Genomic DNA, 21,719 nt, shown 5'->3' with positions numbered 1-21,719 from the left:
ATGAACATGAATTCAACTGTCTCCAATTCCAGCGTCTCGATCAAAGATCTGTCGCTGAACTTCGGATCAGTCAGCGTGCTCAAGGATCTCAACCTTGAGATCAACGACGGCGAATTCTTGGTGCTGCTCGGATCGTCCGGCTGCGGCAAGTCGACCTTGCTCAACTGCATCGCCGGCCTGCTCGACGCTTCGGAAGGGCAGATCTTCATTAAGGGCAAGAATGTCACCTGGGAAGAGCCGAAGGATCGCGGCATCGGCATGGTCTTCCAGTCCTATGCGCTCTATCCGCAGATGACCGTCGAGAAGAACCTCTCCTTCGGCCTTCGCGTCGCCAAGGTGCCGCAGGCCGAGATCGACAAACGCGTGGCGCGTGCGGCCGAAATCCTGCAGATCCAGCCGCTCCTGAAGCGCAAGCCCGCCGAACTATCCGGCGGCCAGCGCCAGCGCGTGGCAATCGGCAGGGCGCTGGTGCGCGATGTCGACGTCTTCCTGTTCGACGAGCCGCTGTCCAACCTCGACGCCAAGCTGCGTTCAGAACTGCGTGTCGAAATCAAGCGCCTGCACCAGTCGCTGCAGAACACGATGATCTATGTCACGCACGACCAGATCGAGGCGCTGACGCTGGCCGACCGCATCGCCATCATGAAGAGCGGCATCATACAGCAGCTCGACGACCCGACGACGATCTACAACCGGCCGCGCAACCTCTTCGTCGCCGGCTTCATCGGCTCGCCGTCGATGAATTTTCTGCGCGGCGAACTGGTCAAAACAGGTGACGGCATCGCTTTTACCGCAAACGGCGTCAACTTCTCGCTCGCCGCCTATGGCGCCAACGAGACGCTGCAGCCCGGCCGCAGGGTGGTACTCGGCGTCCGCCCCGAACACATCAAGGTCAACGAGAATGCTGGGGGCGAAGAACATGACGCTACCGTCGATATCGAGGAACCGATGGGGGCGGACAACCTTCTGTGGCTGAAACATGCAGGTCACACGATGTCGGTCCGCGTCAACGGCGCACGCCGCTTTGATGTCGGCGCCAGGGTGAAGCTGAGCTTCGACATGGCGCTGGCTTCGGTGTTCGATGCGGAGAGCGAGCTGCGTCTTTAGGAGATTCTCCGGGCGGGCGAATTCGGCGAGAAGGCCTACCCCACCCTCCGTCATCCTCGGCCTTGTGCCGAGGATCCATGCCCGTGGCTGTTGGTGGATGCGGTGTGGATCCTCGGGTCAAGCCCGAGGATGACGGAGGCGGGGCAGGCGGAAGGAGCCGTGACGAACGACAGCTACCGGATGGCGATCATGCGCCGTCCTCTTCAAAAACTGCAATTCGGAAATGAAATCGTGACGCAACAATCGACCCCTTCCAGCATCGACCTTTCCGGTTCGTGGCAGCTCACCTCCGTTGATGGCGAGATCAAAAGCGTTATCACCCTACCAGGCGACGTGCACACGGCGCTGCATCGGGCCGGCCTGATCCCTAATCCCTATTTCGGTCGCAACGAGGAGAAGGTGCAGTGGGTTGCCCAGCGTGAATGGGCGGTCGAGCGCAGCTTCACGCTGCATGAGGTCGAAGGCGACTGGTATCTCGATATCGACTATCTCGACACGGTCGCCAGCGTCCACGTCAACGGCTTTCTGGTGCTCGAAGCTGACAATAGCTTCCGCCGCTACCGGCCGGATGTCTCGAGCATGCTGAAATCGGGCGACAACTCCATCCGCATCGTCTTTGCCTCCAACCCCGGCGTCGGCGCCGAACGGCAGAAAAAGCAGCCCTTCTACATTCCCTACAGCACCGGCAATTCGCCGATCCCCGATGGCAACATGCTGCGCAAGCCGCAATGCCATTTCGGCTGGGACTGGAACATCGCCATTGCGCCGCTCGGCATCTACGGCACGGTTGCTCTCAAGAAGCTCGAAACTGCGCGCATCGAACATGTCGTCACCCGCCAGGTCCACAATAATGACGGCTCGGTCGACCTGACGGTCACCGCGAGCCTCTATTCCAAGCATGCCGGCGTCGCCCAGATCTATTTCGAGTTTGACGGCGAACGGGTGCGCCTCGACGTCGGCGTCAAGGGCGAGACTGATGTCAATTATCTCTTCCATATCGACGAGCCGCGGCTCTGGTGGCCTTCCGGCAGCGGCGAGCAGGCGCTCTACACGCTGTCGGTGGAAGTGTCCGACGAGGTGGTGACCAGGCAAATCGGCCTTCGCACCATCGAGCTGGTCACTACGCCGGATGCAGCAGGCGCCCGCTTCGCCTTCAGGATCAACGGCCGCGAGATCTTTTGCCGCGGCGCCAACTGGATTCCGGCCGATGCGCTATATTCGCTGTCTTCGCCCGAGAAGACTGAAGATCTGCTGCAATCGGCAAAAGCCGCCAACATGAACATGATCCGTGTCTGGGGTGGCGGTTTCTACGAGCAGGATCATTTCTACGATCTCTGCGACCGGCGCGGCCTCCTGGTCTGGCAGGACTTTATGTTCGCCTGCAATCTCTATCCCTCGACCGACGACTTCCTCGACAATGTGGCGGTCGAGGTGGATTACCAGGTGCGCCGGCTTTCGTCGCATCCCTCCATCGCGCTGTGGTGCGGCGATAATGAGCTTGTCGGCGCGCTGACCTGGTTCGAGGAATCACGGAAAGACCGCGACCGCTACCTCGTCTCCTACGATCGCCTCAACCGGACGATCGAGCAGGCGGTGAAGAAGGCGTTGCCCGGTGCGCTGTGGTGGCCTTCGAGCCCGGCTTCCGGCTATCTCGATTTCGGCGATGCCTGGCATGCGGACGGGTCCGGCGACATGCACTACTGGTCGGTCTGGCACGAGAACAAGTCATTCGATAATTACCGGTCGGTACGGCCGCGCTTCTGCTCGGAATTCGGCTTCCAGTCCTATACCTCGCTGCCTGTCATCAGGACTTATGCCGAGGAGAAGGATATGAATATCGCTTCTCCCGTCATGGAGCTGCACCAGAAGAATACTGGCGGCAACGAGCGCATCGCCGGCACGATGTTCCGCTATTTCCGCTTTCCCAAAGATTTCCCGAATTTCGTCTACCTCTCCCAGATCCAGCAGGGGTTGGCAATCAAGACGGCGGTGGAATATTGGCGGTCGCTGAAGCCCCATTGCATGGGCACGATCTATTGGCAGCTCAACGATACCTGGCCGGTCGCCTCCTGGTCGAGCCTGGATTATGGCGGCCGCTGGAAGGCGATGCATTATCTCGTCAAACGTTTCTTCCAGCCGGTCGCGGTCGCCGCCATTCCCGCCGAGGACGGCAAGACGATCCGCTTCTCGCTCGTTAACGACACGCTTTCAGATGTCAGCATCGATCTGTCGATATCGCTTCTGACGATGAAAGGCGAGCGGAAGCATCTGAAAGACGTGCAGGCCATGTGTTCGCCGGATGCGGCGGTGACGGCTGCGACAATCGATGTGTCCGAGATTGCCGAGGGAACATTGCTTGCCTGGCATTTCACCGCGTCGAACGGCATGGGCGGCGAGGGGCACTATGTCAACGGCACCTATAAGGCGCTGGAGCTGGATCCGTCGGGCCTGACCGTTACCCATGAATATGTCGAGAAGAGCGGCGTCGTCGACATCAACATCACCGCTAAGGGACTTGCGCTCTTCGTGATGATCGAGAGCGAGACGGACGGCAAATATTCCGACAATGCGTTCGATCTGGCGGCAGGCGAGAGCCGCCGCATCACCTTCACCCCGGCACGTCAACTCGAACGCGGCAAGCTGCCGGAATTCCGCTTCTACGACCTGCATTCCTGCCAATCGGCGGATTGATCCTTCCAAGAAACGGGTACGACGCCCAAGGAGAATAAGATGACGAAACTCAGCTACCAGCTCTACAGCGCGCGCAACTTCCAGCCCTATTCTGTGATTTTCGAAAAGCTCGGCAAATCAGGCTATGCCGAAGTCGAAGGCTTCGGCGGCATCTACGCCGATCTCGACGATGCGGGACTGAAGAGCCTTCGCGCCGATCTCGACAAGAACGGCCTCGTGATGGCGAGCGGCCATTTCAGCCCCGACTTCCTGGATAAGGAAGTTCAGAAGTCGCTCAACATCGCCAGAATACTTGGCATGGATTCGATCTATGCCCCGCATCTGGCGGCAGACCAGCGCCCCTCGGACGGAGCCGGTTGGCTGGCCTTCGGCAAGCGTCTGCAGGAAATGAGCAAGCCCTATAAAGATGCCGGCTACGAGTTCGGCTGGCACAATCACGATTTCGAATTCGTCAAGCTTGCTGACGGCTCGCTGCCGATTGAGCGCATCTTCGAAGGCGCGCCGGACATCTCCTGGGAAGCCGATATCGCCTGGGTCATCCGCGGCGGCGCCGATCCCTTCGCCTGGATCGACAAGCTCGGCTCGCGCATCACCGCAGTTCACGTCAAGGACATCGCGCCGGCCGGCGAGGCGACAGATGAAGATGGCTGGGCCGATGTCGGCCATGGCAGGGTCGAGTGGGCCAAGCTGATTGCCGCACTTCGTGGCACCAAGGCGAAGCACTTCGTCGTCGAACATGACAATCCGAAAGACATCGACCGCAACATCAGCCGTTCGATTGCATCCTTCCAGACTTATTGAGGTACATCATGACCAGGGAACTTGGCGTCGGCATCATCGGATGCGGCAACATCTCCACCACCTACTTCTCGCTGGCACCGCTCTTCAAGGGGCTGAAGGTGCTGGCCTGCGCCGATATCAATATTCAGGCTGCCGAGGCGCGCGCCAAGGAATACGACGTCAAAGCGCAGACGATCGACGAACTGCTCGCCAATGACGAGATTGACGTCGTCGTCAACCTGACGATTCCGGATGCGCATTTTCCGGTATCGAAGGCGATCCTCGAGGCCGGCAAACACGTCTATTCGGAAAAGCCGCTGGTGCTTTCGCTCGAGCAGGGCGAGGAGCTTCGCCGCATCGCCAAGGCGAAGAATCTAGCCGTCGGCTGCGCGCCGGACACTTTCCTCGGCGGCGCCCACCAGCTTGCCCGCAAGTTCATCGATGACGGCGGCATCGGCCGGGTTACTTCGGGCGCCTGCTATGTCATGAGCCCCGGCATGGAGATGTGGCATCCGAACCCTGATTTCTTCTTCCTGCCGGGCGGCGGTCCGATCCTCGATCTCGGCCCCTATTACATTGCCAATCTGATCAACCTGATCGGCCCTGTGAAGCGCGTCGGCGCGATGACCTCGATGGCATCGGAAACCCGCACGATCACCAGCCAGCCGCGCTATGGTGAGATCATCCCGGTGAAGACGCCGACAACGATCCAGGCGCTGCTTGAATTCGTCAGCGGCGCCACCGTGACGCTGTCGGCGAGCTGGGATGTGTGGTCGCACCGCCATGCCAATATGGAGCTCTACGGCACCGACGGCTCGCTTTACGTGCCGGACCCGAACTTTTTCGGCGGCACCGTCGAAGCCAGCGGCCGCGACAAGGACATCAAACCGCTGGAAGACTGGGATCATCCCTTTGGCAAGATCAACCAGGAAAACCCGAACGGGGCGCGCGCCAACTATCGCACGGCCGGCCTTGCCGATATGGCGATGGCGCTGATCGAGGGACGCGACGCGCGCTGCTCGCTCGACCGCACGCTGCACGGGGTCGACGTCATGACTTCGATCCTGAAATCGGGCGAGGAGGGCCGTTTCATCGAGCTCACGACGACCTGCACGCAGCCGGCCGCGCTTGGTATCGAAGAGGCGCAGGCGCTGTTGAGGTAGTAGAAACTCGCGCCGTTCGCTTGCCGTATCGGCGCGTTTGATCCAATAGTTTCGTCACGTTCGGGCATGTGCCACGGCTGTCCGGCTCGCTCCGATGGTACAGCCCGGGCTGATACCTGACAGAATGAACCGGGTTGATGGTCGACAAGTCATAGTGTGTCGGAGGGAGGGCTTCCGATGCCATTTGTGGAGACTTGTCGCATGGAAGAACGTGTTCGGATGCTGTCGGACTATGCTTTGGGGCACTGGAGTGTGAGAGATCTTTGCCGACGCTACGGTGTGAGCCGGGATACATTTTACGCCTGGCGCAAACGGCAGATGAGCGGAGCGCCGGATTGGTTTGTCGATCGGTCGCATGGCACGGTTTCGTGCCCGCATCGCACGCCGTCAGCCCTTGCCGATGAGGTGATTGCGCTACGCCGGCGGTTTCCGCATATGGGGCCGCGCAAGCTGCTGGCGCTGTTGCAGCGCCAGTCTGCGCAGACCGCTTGGCCGGCGGCCTCGACGATCGGCGACATCCTCAAACGGGCAGGCCTTGTGGACACTGCCAAGCGGCGACGCAGGGCACTGGACCAAAGCCGGCCGTTCACCGAGGCAACAAAAGCCAATGACGAATGGAGCGTGGACTTTAAGGGCTGGTTCCGCACCCGCGACCAACAACGCATCGATCCACTGACGATCAGCGACAGCTATAGCCGTTTTCTGATCGATGTCCAAATTGCTCCACAGACCATCGACGGCGTGCGGCCTGTCTTCGAACGAGCCTTTCGCACCCATGGGCTACCGTTTGCGATCCGCTGCGACAATGGTTCGCCTTTCGGCAGCCATGGGGCCGGCGGCCTGACCCGATTATCGACTTGGTGGATCAAGCTCGGCATCGAGGCGCACTTCATCTCGCCGGCATCGCCCCAGGAGAACGGCAGGCACGAGCGCATGCATCGTACTCTCAAGGCCCAGACATCCAAGCCACCGGCCGATAATGCCGGCCAACAGCAGGCCCGTTTCGATGCCTTTCGCCGGCACTACAATGAGGAGCGCCCGCATGAAGCGCTGGGTCAACGACCACCGGCCGATCTCTATCGACCCTGCCAGCCGCGTGTGATGCCCGAGCGTCTCGACGATCCCTGGTATGATGCCGATCATCAAGTGCGTCGCGTGCGAGACAACGGTGAGATCAAATGGAAGGGAGGCCGACTCTTTGTCAGCGAAGCCCTTGCCGGCGAACTCGTCGGCCTGAGCGAGCTCGAAAACGGTGACCACGTCGTGCGCTTCTGCAACCGCGACATAGGCCTCATCGGCCCGGACGGACGCTTTCGTCGCTTCGCTCCGCCGCGACCGCCCGGGCCGATGAGGCCTAAAGCAGCACATACGACAGAATGAAAACTGTCAGGTATCATCCCGGTCCAAAATGTCGATCATCAACCCGGTCGTTCACGATGGCTGCCCCTCACCCTAGCCCTCTCCCCGTTGGAACGGGGAGAGGGGACGTGCCAAAACGCAGTTTTGAGTTTGGAGGAAGCCGGTGCGGCATCTCCCTTCCCCCTGTTTAGGGGAGAAGGTGCCGGCAGGCGGATGAGGGGCTGCCGTCGGAGATCTCTTGGGTCGAGGTGTGGAATGACGACAGTATTGTATTTTATCAGGAGTTATTCAGATGAGCTGGCAACCGGCCGCAGACCGCTATTCGAAAATGAAATATAACCGCACGGGCCGCTCCGGTCTGAAGCTGCCGGCCGTCTCCCTCGGCCTTTGGCATAATTTCGGCGATGACACGTCGCATGACCGCAAGATCGACATGTGCCGCACGGCCTTCGACCTCGGCATCACCCATTTTGACCTCGCCAACAATTACGGGCCGCCTCCTGGAAGCGCGGAGACCGCTTTCGGCGAGATACTGCGCACCGAATTTTCCGGGCTTCGCGACGAGCTGATTATCTCCTCGAAGGCCGGCTACGATATGTGGCCGGGTCCCTACGGCGAGTGGGGCAGCCGCAAGTACCTGATCGCTTCCTGCGACCAGAGCCTGAAGCGCATGGGCCTTGATTATGTCGATATCTTCTATTCGCATCGCTTCGATCCGGAGACGCCGCTCGAGGAAACCTGCGGCGCGCTCGATCATATCGTCCGCTCCGGCCGGGCGCTCTATGTCGGCATCTCCTCCTACAATTCGCAGCGCACCCGCGAAGCCGCCGCGATCCTCAAGAGCCTCGGCACGCCCTGCCTGATCCACCAGCCGAGCTATTCGATGCTCAACCGCTGGGTCGAGGATGACAAGCTGCTCGATACGCTCGATGACGTCGGCATGGGTTCGATCGTATTCTCGCCGCTCGCCCAGGGCATGCTGACGACCAAGTATCTCGCCGGCATTCCCGACGACAGCCGAGCGGCGCAGAATCATTTCCTCAAGCGCGATTTCATCCGTCCCTCGATCATCGACAATATCAGGAAGCTGAACGAGATCGCCGAACGGCGCGGCCAGACGCTGGCGCAGATGGCGATTTCCTGGGTGCTGCGCGGCGGACGCGTGACTTCGGCGCTAATTGGCGCCAGCCGCTCCTCGCAGATCGTCGATTGCGTCAAGGCGCTGGATAATATCGAGTTCTCGGCTGAGGAACTGAAGGAGATTGATGTCTATGCCAAGGAGGCCGATATCAATCTCTGGGCGAAGTCGGCGGAGCGGGACTAAGAGAGAGATGGGAGTGCTGCTTGCTCCCTCTTCTCCCCGCTGGGAAGAAGGGGAAGGCGAGATAGCCACGCTAATCTGACGTACGTACCACATTTTATTTCGGAGGAGCCGCCATGATCCGCAATCCCATCCTGCCCGGGTTCAATCCCGATCCGTCGATCTGCCGCGTCGGCGACGATTATTACATCGCCACCTCGACTTTCGAATGGTATCCGGGTGTGCAGATTCATCATTCGCGAGACTTGGTGAACTGGACTCTGGTGCGCCGGCCGCTGGAGCGCGCCTCGCAGCTCGACATGCGCGGCAATCCCGATAGCTGCGGCATCTGGGCCCCGTGCCTTTCCTATGCCGACGGGCAGTTCTGGCTGGTCTATACCGACGTTAAGCGTTTCGACGGCAATTTCAAGGATGCGCATAATTACATCGTGACCTCTCCCTCGATCGAGGGAGAATGGTCCGAGCCCGTCTATGTAAATTCTTCCGGCTTCGATCCCTCGCTCTTCCACGACGATGACGGCCGCAAATGGTTCGTCAACATGCAGTGGAACCACCGTACCGAAAGCTTCGGTGGCTCGCCGAAATCGCCGGCCTTCGACGGCATCCTGCTGCAGGAATGGGATCCGGAGGCGAAGGTGCTGAAAGGCCCGATCCGCAACATCTTCGCCGGGAGCCCGCTCGGCCTCGTCGAAGGCCCGCATCTCTTCAAGAAGAACGGCTGGTATTATCTGACGACCGCCGAGGGCGGCACCGGCTATGACCACGCCGTCACCATGGCGCGTTCGCGCCGCATCGACGGGCCCTATGAGATGCATCCAAACACGCATCTGATCACCTCGAAGGATCATCCGGGTGCGGTGCTGCAGCGGGCAGGGCACGGCCAATATGTCGAGACACCCAATGGTCAGGCCTATCACACTCATCTCAGCGGCCGGCCGCTGCCGCCGAAACGGCGATGCACGCTGGGGCGCGAAACGTCCCTGCAGAAATGCGTCTGGCGCGACGACGATTGGCTCTATTTGGAAAACGGCACCTCGGTGCCCGATGTCGATGTGCCGGCTCCCTTCGGTGCTGTGCCGGTCGAGAAGCCGATGCGCAGCGAGTACAGTTTCGATGGAGGCAAGCTGCCGGCTGATTTCCAGTGGCTGCGCACGCCCGAGCCCGGGCGCATCTTCAGCCTGACGGATCGACCCGGCCATCTCAGGCTGATCGGACGCGAGAGCATCGGCTCCTGGTTCGAGCAGTCGCTGGTCGCGCGCCGGCAAGAGCATCATAGTTTCCGCGCTGAGACTGTGATCGAATTTTCACCCGACAACTATCAGCAGGTTGCGGGGCTGACGCAGTACTACAATCGCCATAAGTTCCACGCGATTGCCGTGACGCTGCACGAAACGCTCGGCCGATGCGTGACGATCCTCTCCTGCAATGGCGACTATCCGAACAGTCGCCTGAGCTTTCCCGCTGAAAGCGGTGTAGCGATCCCGGCCGAGGGCCGTGTCCAGCTTGCGATGGAAATCCGCGAGAATGACCTGCAATTCTTCTGGCAGACGGAAGGCAAGGGCGCCTGGCAGCCGATCGGCCCTGTCCTCGACGCCGGCGTGATTTCCGACGAGGGCGGACGCGGCGAGCACGGCTCCTTCACAGGCGCCTTTGCCGGCGTGTTCGCCTTCGATACGTCGGGGCGAGGGAAGACGGCGGATTTCGATTGGTTCAATTATGATGAATTGTGAGGGGTGGCCCTTATCCTTGCGCCTCGCTTTCACTCATTGCATTCGCTCCTAAAGTCGCTCACCCCCTCATCTGCCTGCTGGCATCTTCTCCCCGCTGGGGAGAAGGAACTCGTGGCAGCACCTCGCTCCCATTGAGACCTTTACGATAGGAAACGATGGTCGGCGGCTTGCTCCCTCTTCTCCCCAACGGGGAGAAAGATGCCCGTAGGGCAGATGAGGGGGTGAGGAGCGTTAGCGACGAAAGCCTTGAGCGGCAGGCGAAAGGCATTAATGGCTACATGTATCCGCCTCGAAGGACGAGGGGCGGTCATCTGCTGCAACGACACATCAAAAGAAAAGCCGGCGCAGAGGCCGGCTAAGACGAACGCGGCTGCACAGGGATACTGGCCGGTTCCAAACGCTTTGTGACTGAACAATAACCTTCATTACATGCCGAGGCAGCGGAAAAGGGCGCAACGAGAACGCCGGTAAGACGGCTCCGCAAAGGAATGGGCGGCGGGGCGGATGCCGGTGCTTGCCTCGGCTCTCTTATCAAGCATGAATATCACCGGATGATGACATCCGGAGCCGACCGATGCCTTTCTTTCAGGGAGAATTGCCGGCGGGCGACGGCAATCGGAAGCCGGCTATCGGCGGCTTGTCGCCGATGGATGATCGGCTTCACGAAGGCGAGGGTGTTGGCGAGGCGTGAATGCAGTGTTCATGTTCCCGAAGGATGTCAAAGCGTCACAGAGTGACTATATAGCGGGCCGAAATACTTCGAGCATCTGCAAGAGTCCTGCATGACCCCTATTATTTCCGTTCAGAACCTGACGAAGACTTATGCCAACGGGTTCGAGGCCCTGAAGGGCATCAACCTCGATGTCGAGAAGGGCGAGATCCTGGCTCTGCTCGGGCCAAACGGCGCCGGCAAGACGACCCTGATCTCGATCATCTGCGGCATCGCCAATCCGAGCGGCGGTCGCGTGCTGGTGGCCGGCCAGGATGTCGTAAAGGATTTCCGCGCGACCCGCTCGATGATCGGGCTGGTGCCGCAGGAGTTGACGACCGACCAGTTCGAGACGGTGTTCAACACGGTGAGCTTTTCGCGCGGGCTGCATGGCAAGAAGGCCAATCCAGCGCATATTGAGAAGGTGCTGCGGGCGCTCTCGCTTTGGGACAAGAAGGACAATACGCTGCGTCAGCTCTCCGGCGGCATGAAACGACGGGTGCTGATCGCCAAGGCGCTTTCCCACGAGCCGGATATTCTTTTCCTTGACGAGCCGACTGCTGGCGTCGACGTGACTCTGCGCAAGGACATGTGGCATGTCGTCGAAGAACTCCGGGCTTCGGGCGTCACCATCATACTGACGACCCATTATATCGAAGAGGCCGAGGAAATCGCCGACCGTGTCGGCGTCATCAATGGCGGCGAGCTGCTGCTCGTCGAGGAAAAGGCGGCGTTGATGGCCAAGCTCGGCCGCAAGCAGCTCATCCTCGATTTGGCGGAACCGCTAAGCCGGCTGCCAGACTGCTTTGCTGGCAATGGCCTCACTCTCGAAGCCGACGGAAGCCGTCTGACTTATGATTTCGACGCCGATAACGAGCAGGATAGCATCGCGACGCTGCTGACCCGGCTCGGCGAGAACAATATCCATTTCAAGGATCTCTCGACGCGGCAGAGTTCGCTCGAAGATATCTTCGTAGCGCTGGTGGGAGCGGGCAAATGAACTTCGAAGCGGTCAAATCGATCTACTTCTTCGAGATGGCGCGCACGCGCCGCACGCTGCTGCAGAGCGTCATCTCGCCGGTCATCTCGACCTCACTTTATTTCATCGTCTTCGGAGCGGCAGTCGGTTCGCGTATTCAGGAAGTGGAGGGCGTATCCTACGGTGCTTTCATCACGCCGGGCCTCATCATGCTGACGCTGCTCGGCCAGTGTATTAGCAACGGCTCCTTCGGGATCTACTTCCCGAAGTTCACCGGCACGATCTATGAGGTGCTGTCGGCGCCGGTGGCGATGACGGAGATACTGCTCGGTTATGTCGGGGCCGCGGCCACCAAGGGCCTGATTATCGGCGTCATCATTCTCATGACCGCCAATCTCTTCGTCGATGTCAGGATCGAACATCCCTTCATGATGATCCTGTTCTTCCTGCTGACCGCGATCACTTTCAGCCTGTTCGGCTTTATGATCGGCATCTGGGCCGGAAATTTCGAGCAGCTGAACCTCATTCCCATGCTTGTGGTGCCGCCGCTGACCTTTCTCGGCGGCAGTTTCTATTCCGTCAGCATGCTGCCGCCATTCTGGCAGGCGGTCAGCCACTTCAACCCGGTGCTCTACCTCGTCAGCGGCTTCCGCTGGAGTTTTTACGGGATCGCCGATGTCAACCCGGCGATCAGCCTGGCGATGATCACCATGTTCCTGGCAATCTGCCTGGGAACGCTCGGCTGGATCTTCAAGACGGGGTATCGGCTGCGCAACTGACCGCTTGAACGTCGATGATCGGAGAAGCCGATAGTGCTATCGGCTTCTTCCGTTTTTCTTTCGCGTCCGGCGGAGGCATCTGCTGTCTCATTCCAATGAAGTGGCGAGACAGCTGTTATGAGCATCGAAGGTCAGAAGGTGATAATTGTCGGCGGCAGTTCGGGCATGGGGCTGGCACTTGCCGGGCGTCTGCTCGAGGAGGGGGCGTCGGTGACGATTGCCGGGCGCGGTCAGGAGAAGCTTGCGACAGCTTGCCGTCATCTCGGCGACCACCCGAAACACCGAACCCATGTCGTCGATATAGGCCGGGAGGAGGAGGTCGCGGCGCTGTTCCGGGAGTGCGGACCGGTCGATCATATCGTCAGCACGGCGGCGGAAATCGAAGGAGCCTATCAGCTGCTGTCGTCGCTCGAGCTGGCGGCGGCAGAAAAGGTGGTCCAGAGCAAGTTATACGGGCCGCTGCTGCTGGCGAAATATGGCGCCTCCCAACTGCCGTCGTCAGGTTCGATCACTTACACTTCAGGTATTGCGGCCTATCGGCCGCTCGCGCGCGGATCGATGGTCGCGGCCGTCAATGCGGCACTCGAAGGCTTGGTCAGGGCGCTTGCCGTTGAACTGGCGCCCATCCGCGTCAACGCGGTCTCGCCGGGCTGGGTTGACACGCCGATCTGGAGCTTCGTTGCCGGTGATGCCAAGCAGGCGAGGCTGGATGCGATGGCGCAGCGCCTGCCGGTTGGGCGGGTTGGGCAGCCCGAGGATATGGCCGATGCGATCCGTTTCCTGATCGGCAACGGTTTCACCACGGGCATTACCCTGCATGTCGAAGGCGGGCATCGGCTGGTCTGACTGGCGAAAGATTTTCGCTGGCCGATTGCAGAAGGAAAGCGATGTGCGGCGGCTGGACGCGCCGACGTCGCCACATCATCACCAGCGAGGTAGCAAGTGGTCGGCCGGGCCATGGCAGTTCGACGAGATCGCCGCGCGCAATGGACGGCCCCACCGCAAGACTTGGGACCAGGCCGTAGCCGGCGCCTGATGCCACGAGACGGATGATTGTTGCGATGCTGTCCGCCTCCGTGGCGACGGCCGGCGGAGCAAAACCCGCTTCGGCAAAGGCGGTATCGAGCAGGCGGCGATAGACGCAGCCGGCCGCGGTTGCGATGAACGGGGCGGTGTGCAGGGCTGCGAGGCTTTCCGGCGGCGAGATTTGCGAGCTGCCGGCGGCAATCAGCACCAGCGGCTCGCTGGCGACGCGGCGTGTCACAAAGCGCTCGTCCTGCTGGCCGCGATCGAACGTGAAGACGACATCAACCGAGCCATGCTGCAATTTCGCATGCAATTCGCCACTGCCACCGACCTTGAGTTTGAGACCGAGATCGGGATTTTGCCTGCGGAGGAGGGAGAGCCAGGGCGCCAGCCTTTCAGCGGCAATGGTTTCGAGCGTGCCCAGGGTGATAGAGGATCCGGAAATGCCGGCGGCAACACGGACGGCGGTCTGCGCCTCATCGCTCAGCGCCAGTATCTCTTCCGCATAGGTCTTCAGTGTCATGCCTGCCGGTGTGGGAGCGACGCCCTGCCGGGAGCGGAGGAAGAGTTCAACGCCCATCTCCTCTTCGAGTGCCTGGATTTGATCACTGAGGCTCGACTGAGCGAGATTGACCTCGGCAGCGGCGCGCGTGAGGTTTCCGTGCCGGATGACGGCCAGGAAAGTCTTCAGTTGTCGTGGGGTCATGTCGGGCTCCGCCATTTGCGCGAATGCAGGATATCAACAAAGGCGATCCAGCCGCAATGCGGGGTCTGTCAGGCACTTCTGACGAGCAGGGCGCCAACAGATGAAAAGGGTGCCGGCTGCGAGCCGCGCCATGTTGAGCTCGGAGGCTTCGCCGAGAAAGACTGCGCCTATCGCTAGGGTCACCAGCACGTTGCAGCGCTCAGATCGGGGCGAGTTTCGAGAGCGGCATTTTCTGCGAGCATTGAAACCGCACGTTGACGAGATGGAAATTTCTGTCTAGCTGTACGGTCATGAAGATCGCAATGGTTCTTGTCATGGTGATAGGGCGCATGGGCAGGATGGTGTAACCATCCGGCGATCAGCCCCATGCGCGGTAAATCAAGCTCCTGACGGGGCTTTTTTTGTGCTCTGAATTTGCGCTGCGCCTCGTCGGATTCCCACAATCTCCCTGACACCATGGACAAGACCATGTCACGCGACAATTCTGCGCAGACTTCCGGCAACCGCCTGACCGAGAAGGCGGCGGCGACTTCGACTGCGGCGCCCCGACGTACGATCCTTCTCCTGCTGACGGCGCTCTCGGTGTTGCCGGTCAATATATATCTGCCGGCGCTGCCAAATATCGCCGCCACGTTCCAGGCCGATTTCGCGATCGTCAATCTTTCCATTGCGGGCTACGCGATCATCAATGCCCTTACGGAAATCGTCGCCGGCGCGATGTCGGATCGTTATGGGCGCCGGCCGGTCGCGCTGATCGCCGTTTCCATTTTCATTGTCGCGTCGATCGGCTGCGCGCTGGCGCCCAATATCGGCATCTTCCTGTTGTTTCGCGTGATGCAGGCGTCGATCGCCGCCTGCTTCTGCGTCGCTCTCGTTGCCATCAAGGAGACGGCGGGCGAACGCGGGGCCGCCAACAGGATCGGCTACGCCGCCATGGGATGGGCTATCGCGCCGATGCTCGGCCCGAGCGTCGGCGGCATTCTCGACGAAGCGTTCGGATGGCGGGCGATCTTCATCGCTCTTGCGCTGATAGGCGCAGCCATCCTCGCCGTTTCCATGCGCGAGCTGAAGGAAACAGCCGGACCCGCGTCGAGACCAACAGGCAATTACCTTGCTTCCTACAGGCAGATTCTCGGTTCGGCGCGGTTCTGGGCCTATACGCTGTGCATGGCCTGCCCCACCGGCACTCTCTATATCTTCCTCGGAGGCGCTTCCTTGGCAGTCAGTTCCTCACTCGGTGGGTCGAGCGCGAAACTGGGCTTCTTCATGGGAATGGTTCCCGCGGGATTCATTCTGGGCAGTTATCTCGCTGCCCGATTGACGAGGAAATCGCTCAGCACCACGCTCGTCATTGCGCGTTTATCGACGTGCATGGGTCTGCTTTTGGGGCTGATCTTGTCGATCTCGGGCGTCACGCATGTCCTGGCATTTTTCGGACCCTGTATGTTCATCGGCATCGGCAATGGCTTGACCTTTCCGGCCGCCAATCTGGGCGTGATGTCGGTTCGCGCCCATCTCGCCGGCACCGCTGCAGGCCTTGCCGCAGCCATGTCGATCGCCGGCGCCGCGCTGATCGCTTCGATCGCCGGGCTGTTTCTCCGAGAGGCAGGAGCAGTGTCGACGCTGTTTGCGATGTTGCTGACATCGGCGTCACTTGCCTTGTCGGCAGCGTTTTTTGCAGCTTTTATCGACCGGCGACTTGCGGTCCGTATGCCCAATGGAGAGCCGGTCGAGAGCGGATCGGCGGCATGATTTGTTCTGTCGGATCAATCCCGCATGCGCAATTCGTCCGTCTGCATCTGCAAGGAGCCCAGCGTCTCCAGGAAGCTCATGCCGAGCAAGCTCTGGTCAAGCCGGCCGTCCTCGGCGACGCTGGCTGCAACATTGTTGCGGACGATCGGACCGATCGCCACCTGGTCGAGCGTAATGGGGGCCGCGCGGCTGCGGCCGTTGGCGGTCATGACCGTCATCGAGTAGGTGAGGCCCGTGAGATCGATGCCGATGCGTTCAGCATCCTCGTGTGAGAGCGCGACCATGCTAGAGCCGGTGTCGACGGGCATCTCGACAGTCCGGCCATTCGCATTGACGTCCGCTTCGAAATGGCCATTCAACAGCTTGTGCAGGATGATTTCCGCGCCACCTTCGCTGGTCGCGACGACGACGGCGCGGCCAGGAATGAGACCAGCGAGCACCCGGTTGCCGACGCCGATCGCTTCCTGACGATAGAGATAGACGGTCACGAGCGCCAGGATGATGACCAACCAGATTATCATCTGGCGCATCGTTTCACCGACGCTGCGCGCCCAGATCCCGGCCGACAACATCAGTGCGATCGGCAGCAGGTAAACGAAGCGGCCGAACTCGTCACTTTGCAAGCCGAGAATGCGGCCGCTGTCGCCGTTGAGGATCAGCACGGCAAGGCCGATGCCGATCACGACGAGAATGACGGTGAATCGGATCATGAAGGCCGCCCCGGCCGCTCGGCGAGGCTTGTTTTCATCCGGCCCGTCGTCGCGGCGGTTGCGAGCCTCGCCGGCAGTTGCGCCATGATCCCGCGCCTTTCGGCATCGGTATAGTTCATCCAGCCACCGATTTCCTGAAGAGTGCGGCCGCAACCGGCGCAAAAACCGGTGGTTGAAACCATGGAGCAGACGTGAATGCAGGGTGTTTGCATGGCTGATATATCGGAGTTTCAAAGAGTGGTGGCAAGGGCGCAAAGGGTGGCGATTTCGCAAATCTGCTGCGTCGCGCCCAGCGTGTCGCCGGTGTGGCCGGCAAGCTTGCGGCGGATGACGGCGGTGAAGGCGAATCCTGCGACACCGGTGGCGAGCAGGCCGGCGACGAGCGGCCGCAGGCCGAATGCCGGCCAGATCAGAAGTGCTGCGAGCAGACCGGCCGAGACGAGCGCAAAATGCATCGCCGCCTCATTCGGCTGGCCAGTTGAGGCGGCCACGCCATCGGCCTTTGCGGCCGGCAGCCGTTGCCAATGCCAGGCGATAGCGCCACGGCTGAGTGCTGCGACGGCGGCAACGGCAAGCGCTGCGGCGAGCGGTGAGGACTGGCGGACAATGGCGGCGAGTGCGGCCGCACGGATTGCGAAGGAGAGGATTAGCGCTATCGCGCCATAGGTACCGATCCGGCTGTCCTTCATGATGATGAGGCTCTGTTCGCGGTTCTTGCCGCCGCCGATGCCGTCGGCCGTATCGGCCAAGCCATCTTCGTGCAGCGCGCCGGTGGCAAGAGCCTGGATCGAGAGCGCAAGCAGGGCCGCCATCAGGGGATCGGCGCGCAGGCCTGAAAGAAGGAGGAGGGCGAGCGCCGGGACGAAGCCGATGACAAGACCGGCGAGGGGAAAGGCGCGCACCAGGCGGCCGAGCCTGCCGTCATAGCCTTCGAACAGCGCTGGCGGCATCGGAAGGCGGCTAAGAAAGGCGACGGCGCGGGCGGTGTCGACCGCATAGTCCTTGATCTTCATTCTGTTTCGTTCTGCCGGAGGGCTACGGCGCTTTAGGTGTTGTTCGCTTCGCCCGCCGGCTTTAAGAGAGAGCCACCGCAAAGAAGCTGATTTGCGTCAAAAAAACAAGAATAGCCATTCATAGGAATACGCACCGATGAGCGTTTCAGGCCTGCCTTTCGACGATTTCCGTACCCTGCTCCGGGACCTGCCGGGGCCGGATGCACGCGCGCTGGTGGCCGCACGCGAACGCGACGCGCAACTGACCAAGCCGCCGGGCGCGCTCGGACGGCTCGAGGAGATTGCTTTCTGGCTTGCCGCCTGGACGGGCCGTCAACCGGCCGTCAACCGGCCGCTGGTGGCGATCTTCGCCGGCAATCACGGTGTCACCAGACAGGGAATCACACCCTTTCCGCCCGCGGTGACGCAGCAGATGGTCGAGAATTTTGCAGCCGGTGGAGCTGCGATCAACCAGATCTGTGTCGCTTATGATCTCGGGCTGAAAGTCTTCGATCTGGCGCTCGATTACCCCACGGGCGACATCACCGAGGAAGCCGCGCTTTCCGAGCGCGACTGCGCAGCAACCATGGCCTTCGGCATGGAGGCGATCGCCGGCGGCACCGACCTGCTCTGCATTGGCGAGATGGGCATCGGCAACACGACGATTGCAGCAGCGATCAACTATGCGCTCTACGGCGGATCGGCGCGCGACTGGGTGGGCCCCGGCACCGGCTCGGAAGGCGAGATGCTGGAGCGCAAGATTGCGGCGGTGGAAAAAGCGGTCGAGCTGCATAGCGACCATCTCGACGATCCCCTGGAGATCATGCGCCGGCTCGGTGGACGCGAGATTGCCGCAATGGCAGGCGCCATCCTGGCCGCCCGCATGGAGCGCATCCCGGTGCTGATCGACGGCTATGTCGCGACTGCCGCGGCGGCGATCCTGAAAGCCGCCAATCCCTCCGCGCTCGATCATTGCCTGATCGGCCATGTGTCCAGCGAGCCCGGCCATCTGCGCGCAGTCGAGATGCTTGGCAAGACGCCGCTTCTGGCGCTCGGCATGCGGCTCGGTGAGGGCACTGGTGCGGCGCTTGCCGCCGGCATCGTCAAGGCCGCTGCTGCCTGCCATTCCGGAATGGCGACCTTCGCCCAGGCGGGTGTGAGCAACAAACATTAAGGCCGCGGCCGGCGCAGCCGACCCACCGGGCTTTGCTTGCGCCGTCCGGGTGGATTCGCTATTGGCTGGTCAACAAGGGGAGATGGTACAGTTTTTCCCCGCACCGTGGTGCAACGGGAAGAGGAGGGGGCGTCTTGACGAAGCCTGCGGTGACGAAAGAGACCGGGCTTGGGCATTTCATCGCCGCCGCCAGCTATTCCTGGGCAGGCTTTCTGCGCGTGCTGAAAGAAGCGGCCTTCCGCCAGGAACTCGGCTTCTTCGTCATTTCAATGGCAGCGCTGGCGCTGGTAGGGGCGAGCATCGGCGAGATTGTCGTCGCGGCGCTGTTGTTTCTCGGGCTTTTTTCGATGGAAGCCATGAATACCGCCGTCGAAGAGGTGATCGACAGGATTTCGCCGGAGATTTCGATTGTCGGCAAACATGCTAAAGATCTCGGCTCCTTTGCGGTGACCTGCATGATCGCCGCCTGCTCTCTTTATCTCGGCTTCGTCATCGTCAAGCACCTCTTCTTCGGCGCCGCGTGACATTCCCGAGCTGAATCAGGCAAAACTCTTACGCTTGCGCGCGACTGCCTGAGCCTCTTCGACGGCCGGCAGGCTCTGGAGCACGCGCTTGGCCGGCAGGATGGCGATAACCTCCGTGCCTTCACGCAGCTTCGATTTCAGCAGGAACTGTCCGTCATGCTTGGCAAGGATCGCCTGGACGATCGGCAGGCCGAGGCCGGTGCCCTGTTCGGCGCTCTTGATGGCGATCGAACCCTGGCCGAAGGCCGAGAGGACGACGGGAATCTCTTCTTCCGGAATGCCGGGGCCGTTGTCCTTGATCGAGATGTATTGTCCGCCGCCGGCCGTCCAGCCGACCTTGACGTGGATTTCACCTCCCTGCGGCGTGAATTTGACGGCATTGGAGAGGAGGTTGAGCACCACCTGGCGCATCGACTTCTCGTCCGCCCAGATAGCCGGCAACTGCCGTTCGAATTGATCCGAAATGGCAATGTTCTTGGCGCGGGCGCGCAGCTGCACCATGCCGATGCAATCCTCGGTGATATCGAGCAGCGAGATCGCTTCCTCGCTTAGTTCGTATTTGCCGGCCTCGATACGGGACAGGTCGAGGATTTCGTTGATGAGATCGAGCAGATGCTGGCCGGAGCGATGGATATCGCCAGCATATTCCTTGTAGGTCGGATTGGCGAGTGGTCCCATGACTTCGGCCGACATCACTTCGGAGAAGCCGAGAATGGCGTTGAGCGGCGTCCTGAGTTCGTGCGACATCGAGGCAAGGAAGCGGGACTTGGCGAGGTTTGCCTCTTCGGCGCGGCGGCGCGCCTCATCAGACATCGATTTCGCCACTTCCAGCTCGGCGATTAGGTCGTCCTTCTCCGACTGGTAGGAGAGGATCCTGAGGTTCGATTTGAAGAGCCGGTCGCTGATATAGTTGAAGAAGACGAGCGTGGTGGTGAAGAGCCCGGTCAGGCTGATTTCGAGGAGGTCGCGTGACAGGCTGCTCTTGGCGCCAAGCGCCAGGACCGTCGGCGCGAAGGCCACCAGCACGGCTGGCGTCAGCATGAAGTTCGACATCGCGGTGACGGAAAGCGCAATCAGCAATGTTGCGCCCTTGTAGAGAATGAAGCTCGACGGCTCGCAGGTGTCGCACCCCTGCAGCGCAAAGACGGCCCAGCAGCAGCCGACCAGGAATTGGCCGGCGAGCAGCAGGCGGCGCCATTTGCGGGCGCTCTCGGAGGTGATCTCCTGTCGGCGCGCGCGCCGGGCGAGCAGGATGTTGCAGGTATGACAGGTGAGCGTCAGCAGCGCCCAGAAGAGCAATTGGGTATCTTGAGTGAAATAGACGCCGAGGGCGGTGATGATGACGACGAAGAGCGGCATGATCGTCGCGCCCTGCATCATCGACGCTATATACATCTTGAGTACGTCACGGTCGAAGGCGGAATTAGACGCATGACCGGACTGCAGGCGCTCGCGCGTCTGCCGCACAGCCTTGGAAACGGCCTTGTTGCGGTGGCTGCGCGACCTGTCGACGATAATCTTGTCGGTCGATGTGCTTACGCCGGTACTCATGTGCACGTTGAAACTTCACCCCTGGGTGGATAAGAGCTTAACCGGCAATTCTTAAGAAGATGTTTGCCATCTTTGCCAAGGATTTGTTTTTTAAGGAGGCGAAAGCGTGACACGTGGCCTGCGCCTGATTCGTGACGGCGTGACCGCTTTTGTCCTGCTGGTGCTCCTGGCGCTGATTGCCGCCAAGATCAACGATCGAGCAACAATCAAGCGTGCAGGCGCCTTTCATGCTGCCGATGGCGACAGTCTGACATTGGGCGGGGAGCGCTTCCGCCTCGAAGGCATTGACGCGCCGGAGCTCAACCAAAGCTGTGAACGGGCGGGAAAGGCCTGGGCTTGCGGGCGCGTGGCGCGGGAGGTGTTGCAGGAGATGGTTCTGGCATCGGAAACGCTTTGCCAGGGCGATCGGCGCGACCGCTACGATAGGCTGCTTGTCGTCTGCCGAAGCGGGACGGGCGGCGACATCAATGCCGGCATGGTGCGCCGAGGCATGGCCGTTTCCTATGGTGGCTACGGTAAGGAGGAGGCCGAGGCGAGGGGAGCGAAGGCGGGGCTGTGGGCCGGGACTTTCGAGCGGCCGCGCGATGTGCGCGATCATGCCCGTCACGAATCCGGTTACGGCGACGCGCTGCGCTTCCTCAGGCGGATCGTCGGATGGGAGTAAGG

The 21,719-nt window shown here is 61.0% G+C and carries 20 protein-coding genes; 14 read left to right on the top strand and 6 right to left on the bottom strand.

Annotated features, from left to right (window positions below; translation table 11 throughout):
* The 10 genes from NXC14_RS12785 (at window position 1) to NXC14_RS12735 (ending at window position 13,464) form a co-directional block, all read left to right on the top strand.
* A complete protein-coding gene (locus tag NXC14_RS12785; RefSeq protein ID WP_085778452.1) occupies window positions 1-1,107 on the top strand; it encodes an ABC transporter ATP-binding protein in 1,107 nt (368 codons plus the stop codon).
* A 231-nt stretch (window positions 1,108-1,338) separates the two neighbouring features.
* Complete coding sequence (locus NXC14_RS12780; RefSeq protein WP_085780097.1) at window positions 1,339-3,798, top strand: glycoside hydrolase family 2 protein; 2,460 nt, start codon at window positions 1,339-1,341, stop codon at window positions 3,796-3,798.
* Between the two features lie 39 nt (window positions 3,799-3,837).
* Complete coding sequence (locus NXC14_RS12775; RefSeq protein WP_085778451.1) at window positions 3,838-4,599, top strand: sugar phosphate isomerase/epimerase; 762 nt, start codon at window positions 3,838-3,840, stop codon at window positions 4,597-4,599.
* Window positions 4,600-4,607: 8 nt separating this feature from the next.
* Window positions 4,608-5,741: a Gfo/Idh/MocA family oxidoreductase gene (locus NXC14_RS12770; protein WP_085778450.1), complete on the top strand. Its 1,134-nt coding sequence runs from the start codon at window positions 4,608-4,610 to the stop codon at window positions 5,739-5,741.
* A 201-nt stretch (window positions 5,742-5,942) separates the two neighbouring features.
* A complete protein-coding gene (locus NXC14_RS12765; RefSeq protein WP_245362094.1) occupies window positions 5,943-7,121 on the top strand; it encodes an integrase core domain-containing protein in 1,179 nt (392 codons plus the stop codon).
* Window positions 7,122-7,392: 271 nt separating this feature from the next.
* Window positions 7,393-8,424 carry an L-glyceraldehyde 3-phosphate reductase gene (gene mgrA / locus NXC14_RS12760; RefSeq protein ID WP_085778449.1) on the top strand — a complete coding sequence of 344 codons (1,032 nt, stop codon included), beginning with the start codon at window positions 7,393-7,395 and terminating at the stop codon, window positions 8,422-8,424.
* A gap of 113 nt (window positions 8,425-8,537) precedes the next feature.
* Complete coding sequence (locus tag NXC14_RS12755; RefSeq protein WP_085778448.1) at window positions 8,538-10,151, top strand: glycoside hydrolase family 43 protein; 1,614 nt, start codon at window positions 8,538-8,540, stop codon at window positions 10,149-10,151.
* Between the two features lie 782 nt (window positions 10,152-10,933).
* The gene (locus NXC14_RS12745; RefSeq protein ID WP_085778446.1) at window positions 10,934-11,860 is read left to right on the top strand and encodes an ABC transporter ATP-binding protein; all 927 of its coding nucleotides are present in this window, start codon (window positions 10,934-10,936) and stop codon (window positions 11,858-11,860) included.
* The gene (locus tag NXC14_RS12740) at window positions 11,857-12,618 is read left to right on the top strand and encodes an ABC transporter permease (protein WP_085778445.1); all 762 of its coding nucleotides are present in this window, start codon (window positions 11,857-11,859) and stop codon (window positions 12,616-12,618) included. The genes NXC14_RS12745 and NXC14_RS12740 overlap by 4 nt, the downstream gene beginning before the upstream one ends.
* 117 nt (window positions 12,619-12,735) lie before the next feature.
* The gene (locus NXC14_RS12735; RefSeq protein ID WP_085778444.1) at window positions 12,736-13,464 is read left to right on the top strand and encodes an SDR family oxidoreductase; all 729 of its coding nucleotides are present in this window, start codon (window positions 12,736-12,738) and stop codon (window positions 13,462-13,464) included.
* On the opposite strand, the gene NXC14_RS12730 is transcribed toward NXC14_RS12735, so the two are convergent.
* Window positions 13,427-14,350 (bottom strand): LysR family transcriptional regulator, encoded by a 924-nt coding sequence (locus NXC14_RS12730; RefSeq protein WP_085778443.1) that lies wholly within the window; start codon window positions 14,348-14,350, stop codon window positions 13,427-13,429. The genes NXC14_RS12735 and NXC14_RS12730 overlap by 38 nt on opposite strands.
* Before the next feature lie 179 nt (window positions 14,351-14,529).
* A complete protein-coding gene (locus NXC14_RS32975; RefSeq protein ID WP_198175445.1) occupies window positions 14,530-14,793 on the bottom strand; it encodes a hypothetical protein in 264 nt (87 codons plus the stop codon).
* A gap of 25 nt (window positions 14,794-14,818) precedes the next feature.
* Between NXC14_RS32975 and NXC14_RS12725 the strand changes: the two genes are divergently transcribed.
* Window positions 14,819-16,102, top strand: a complete 1,284-nt coding sequence (locus NXC14_RS12725; protein WP_085778442.1) for an MFS transporter — start codon at window positions 14,819-14,821, stop codon at window positions 16,100-16,102.
* A 14-nt stretch (window positions 16,103-16,116) separates the two neighbouring features.
* On the opposite strand, the gene NXC14_RS12720 is transcribed toward NXC14_RS12725, so the two are convergent.
* Genes NXC14_RS12720 through NXC14_RS12710 form a run of 3 tightly spaced genes read right to left on the bottom strand, consistent with a single transcriptional unit; the run spans window position 16,117 to window position 17,825 of the window.
* Window positions 16,117-16,812 carry a TIGR02281 family clan AA aspartic protease gene (locus tag NXC14_RS12720; protein WP_085778441.1) on the bottom strand — a complete coding sequence of 232 codons (696 nt, stop codon included), beginning with the start codon at window positions 16,810-16,812 and terminating at the stop codon, window positions 16,117-16,119.
* Entirely contained in the window at window positions 16,809-17,024 is a 216-nt protein-coding gene (locus tag NXC14_RS12715; RefSeq protein ID WP_085778440.1) for a DUF1289 domain-containing protein, read from the bottom strand. Before NXC14_RS12715 ends, NXC14_RS12720 begins: the two co-directional genes overlap by 4 nt.
* Before the next feature lie 18 nt (window positions 17,025-17,042).
* The gene (locus NXC14_RS12710; RefSeq protein ID WP_085778439.1) at window positions 17,043-17,825 is read right to left on the bottom strand and encodes an adenosylcobinamide-GDP ribazoletransferase; all 783 of its coding nucleotides are present in this window, start codon (window positions 17,823-17,825) and stop codon (window positions 17,043-17,045) included.
* Window positions 17,826-17,961: 136 nt separating this feature from the next.
* Here NXC14_RS12710 and cobT point away from each other — a divergent pair, with 136 nt between their 5' ends.
* Window positions 17,962-18,978 carry a nicotinate-nucleotide--dimethylbenzimidazole phosphoribosyltransferase gene (gene cobT, locus NXC14_RS12705; RefSeq protein ID WP_085778438.1) on the top strand — a complete coding sequence of 339 codons (1,017 nt, stop codon included), beginning with the start codon at window positions 17,962-17,964 and terminating at the stop codon, window positions 18,976-18,978.
* A 134-nt stretch (window positions 18,979-19,112) separates the two neighbouring features.
* Window positions 19,113-19,502, top strand: coding sequence for a diacylglycerol kinase (locus NXC14_RS12700; protein WP_085778437.1), 390 nt, complete (start codon window positions 19,113-19,115; stop codon window positions 19,500-19,502).
* 15 nt (window positions 19,503-19,517) lie between these two features.
* Here NXC14_RS12700 and NXC14_RS12695 read toward each other — a convergent pair whose 3' ends face one another.
* Window positions 19,518-21,053: a HAMP domain-containing sensor histidine kinase gene (locus tag NXC14_RS12695; protein WP_085778436.1), complete on the bottom strand. Its 1,536-nt coding sequence runs from the start codon at window positions 21,051-21,053 to the stop codon at window positions 19,518-19,520.
* 106 nt (window positions 21,054-21,159) lie between these two features.
* On the opposite strand from NXC14_RS12695, the gene NXC14_RS12690 reads away from it, so the two are divergent.
* Entirely contained in the window at window positions 21,160-21,717 is a 558-nt protein-coding gene (locus NXC14_RS12690) for a thermonuclease family protein (RefSeq protein ID WP_085778435.1), read from the top strand.
* Window positions 21,718-21,719: the final 2 nt, after the last annotated feature.

Origin of the sequence: Rhizobium sp. NXC14 (assembly GCF_002117485.1) — a bacterium.
Classification (GTDB): Bacteria; Pseudomonadota; Alphaproteobacteria; order Rhizobiales; family Rhizobiaceae; genus Rhizobium.
The sequence above is the reverse complement of the archived record's forward strand: the minus strand, read 5'-3'. Positions and strand labels throughout refer to the sequence as shown.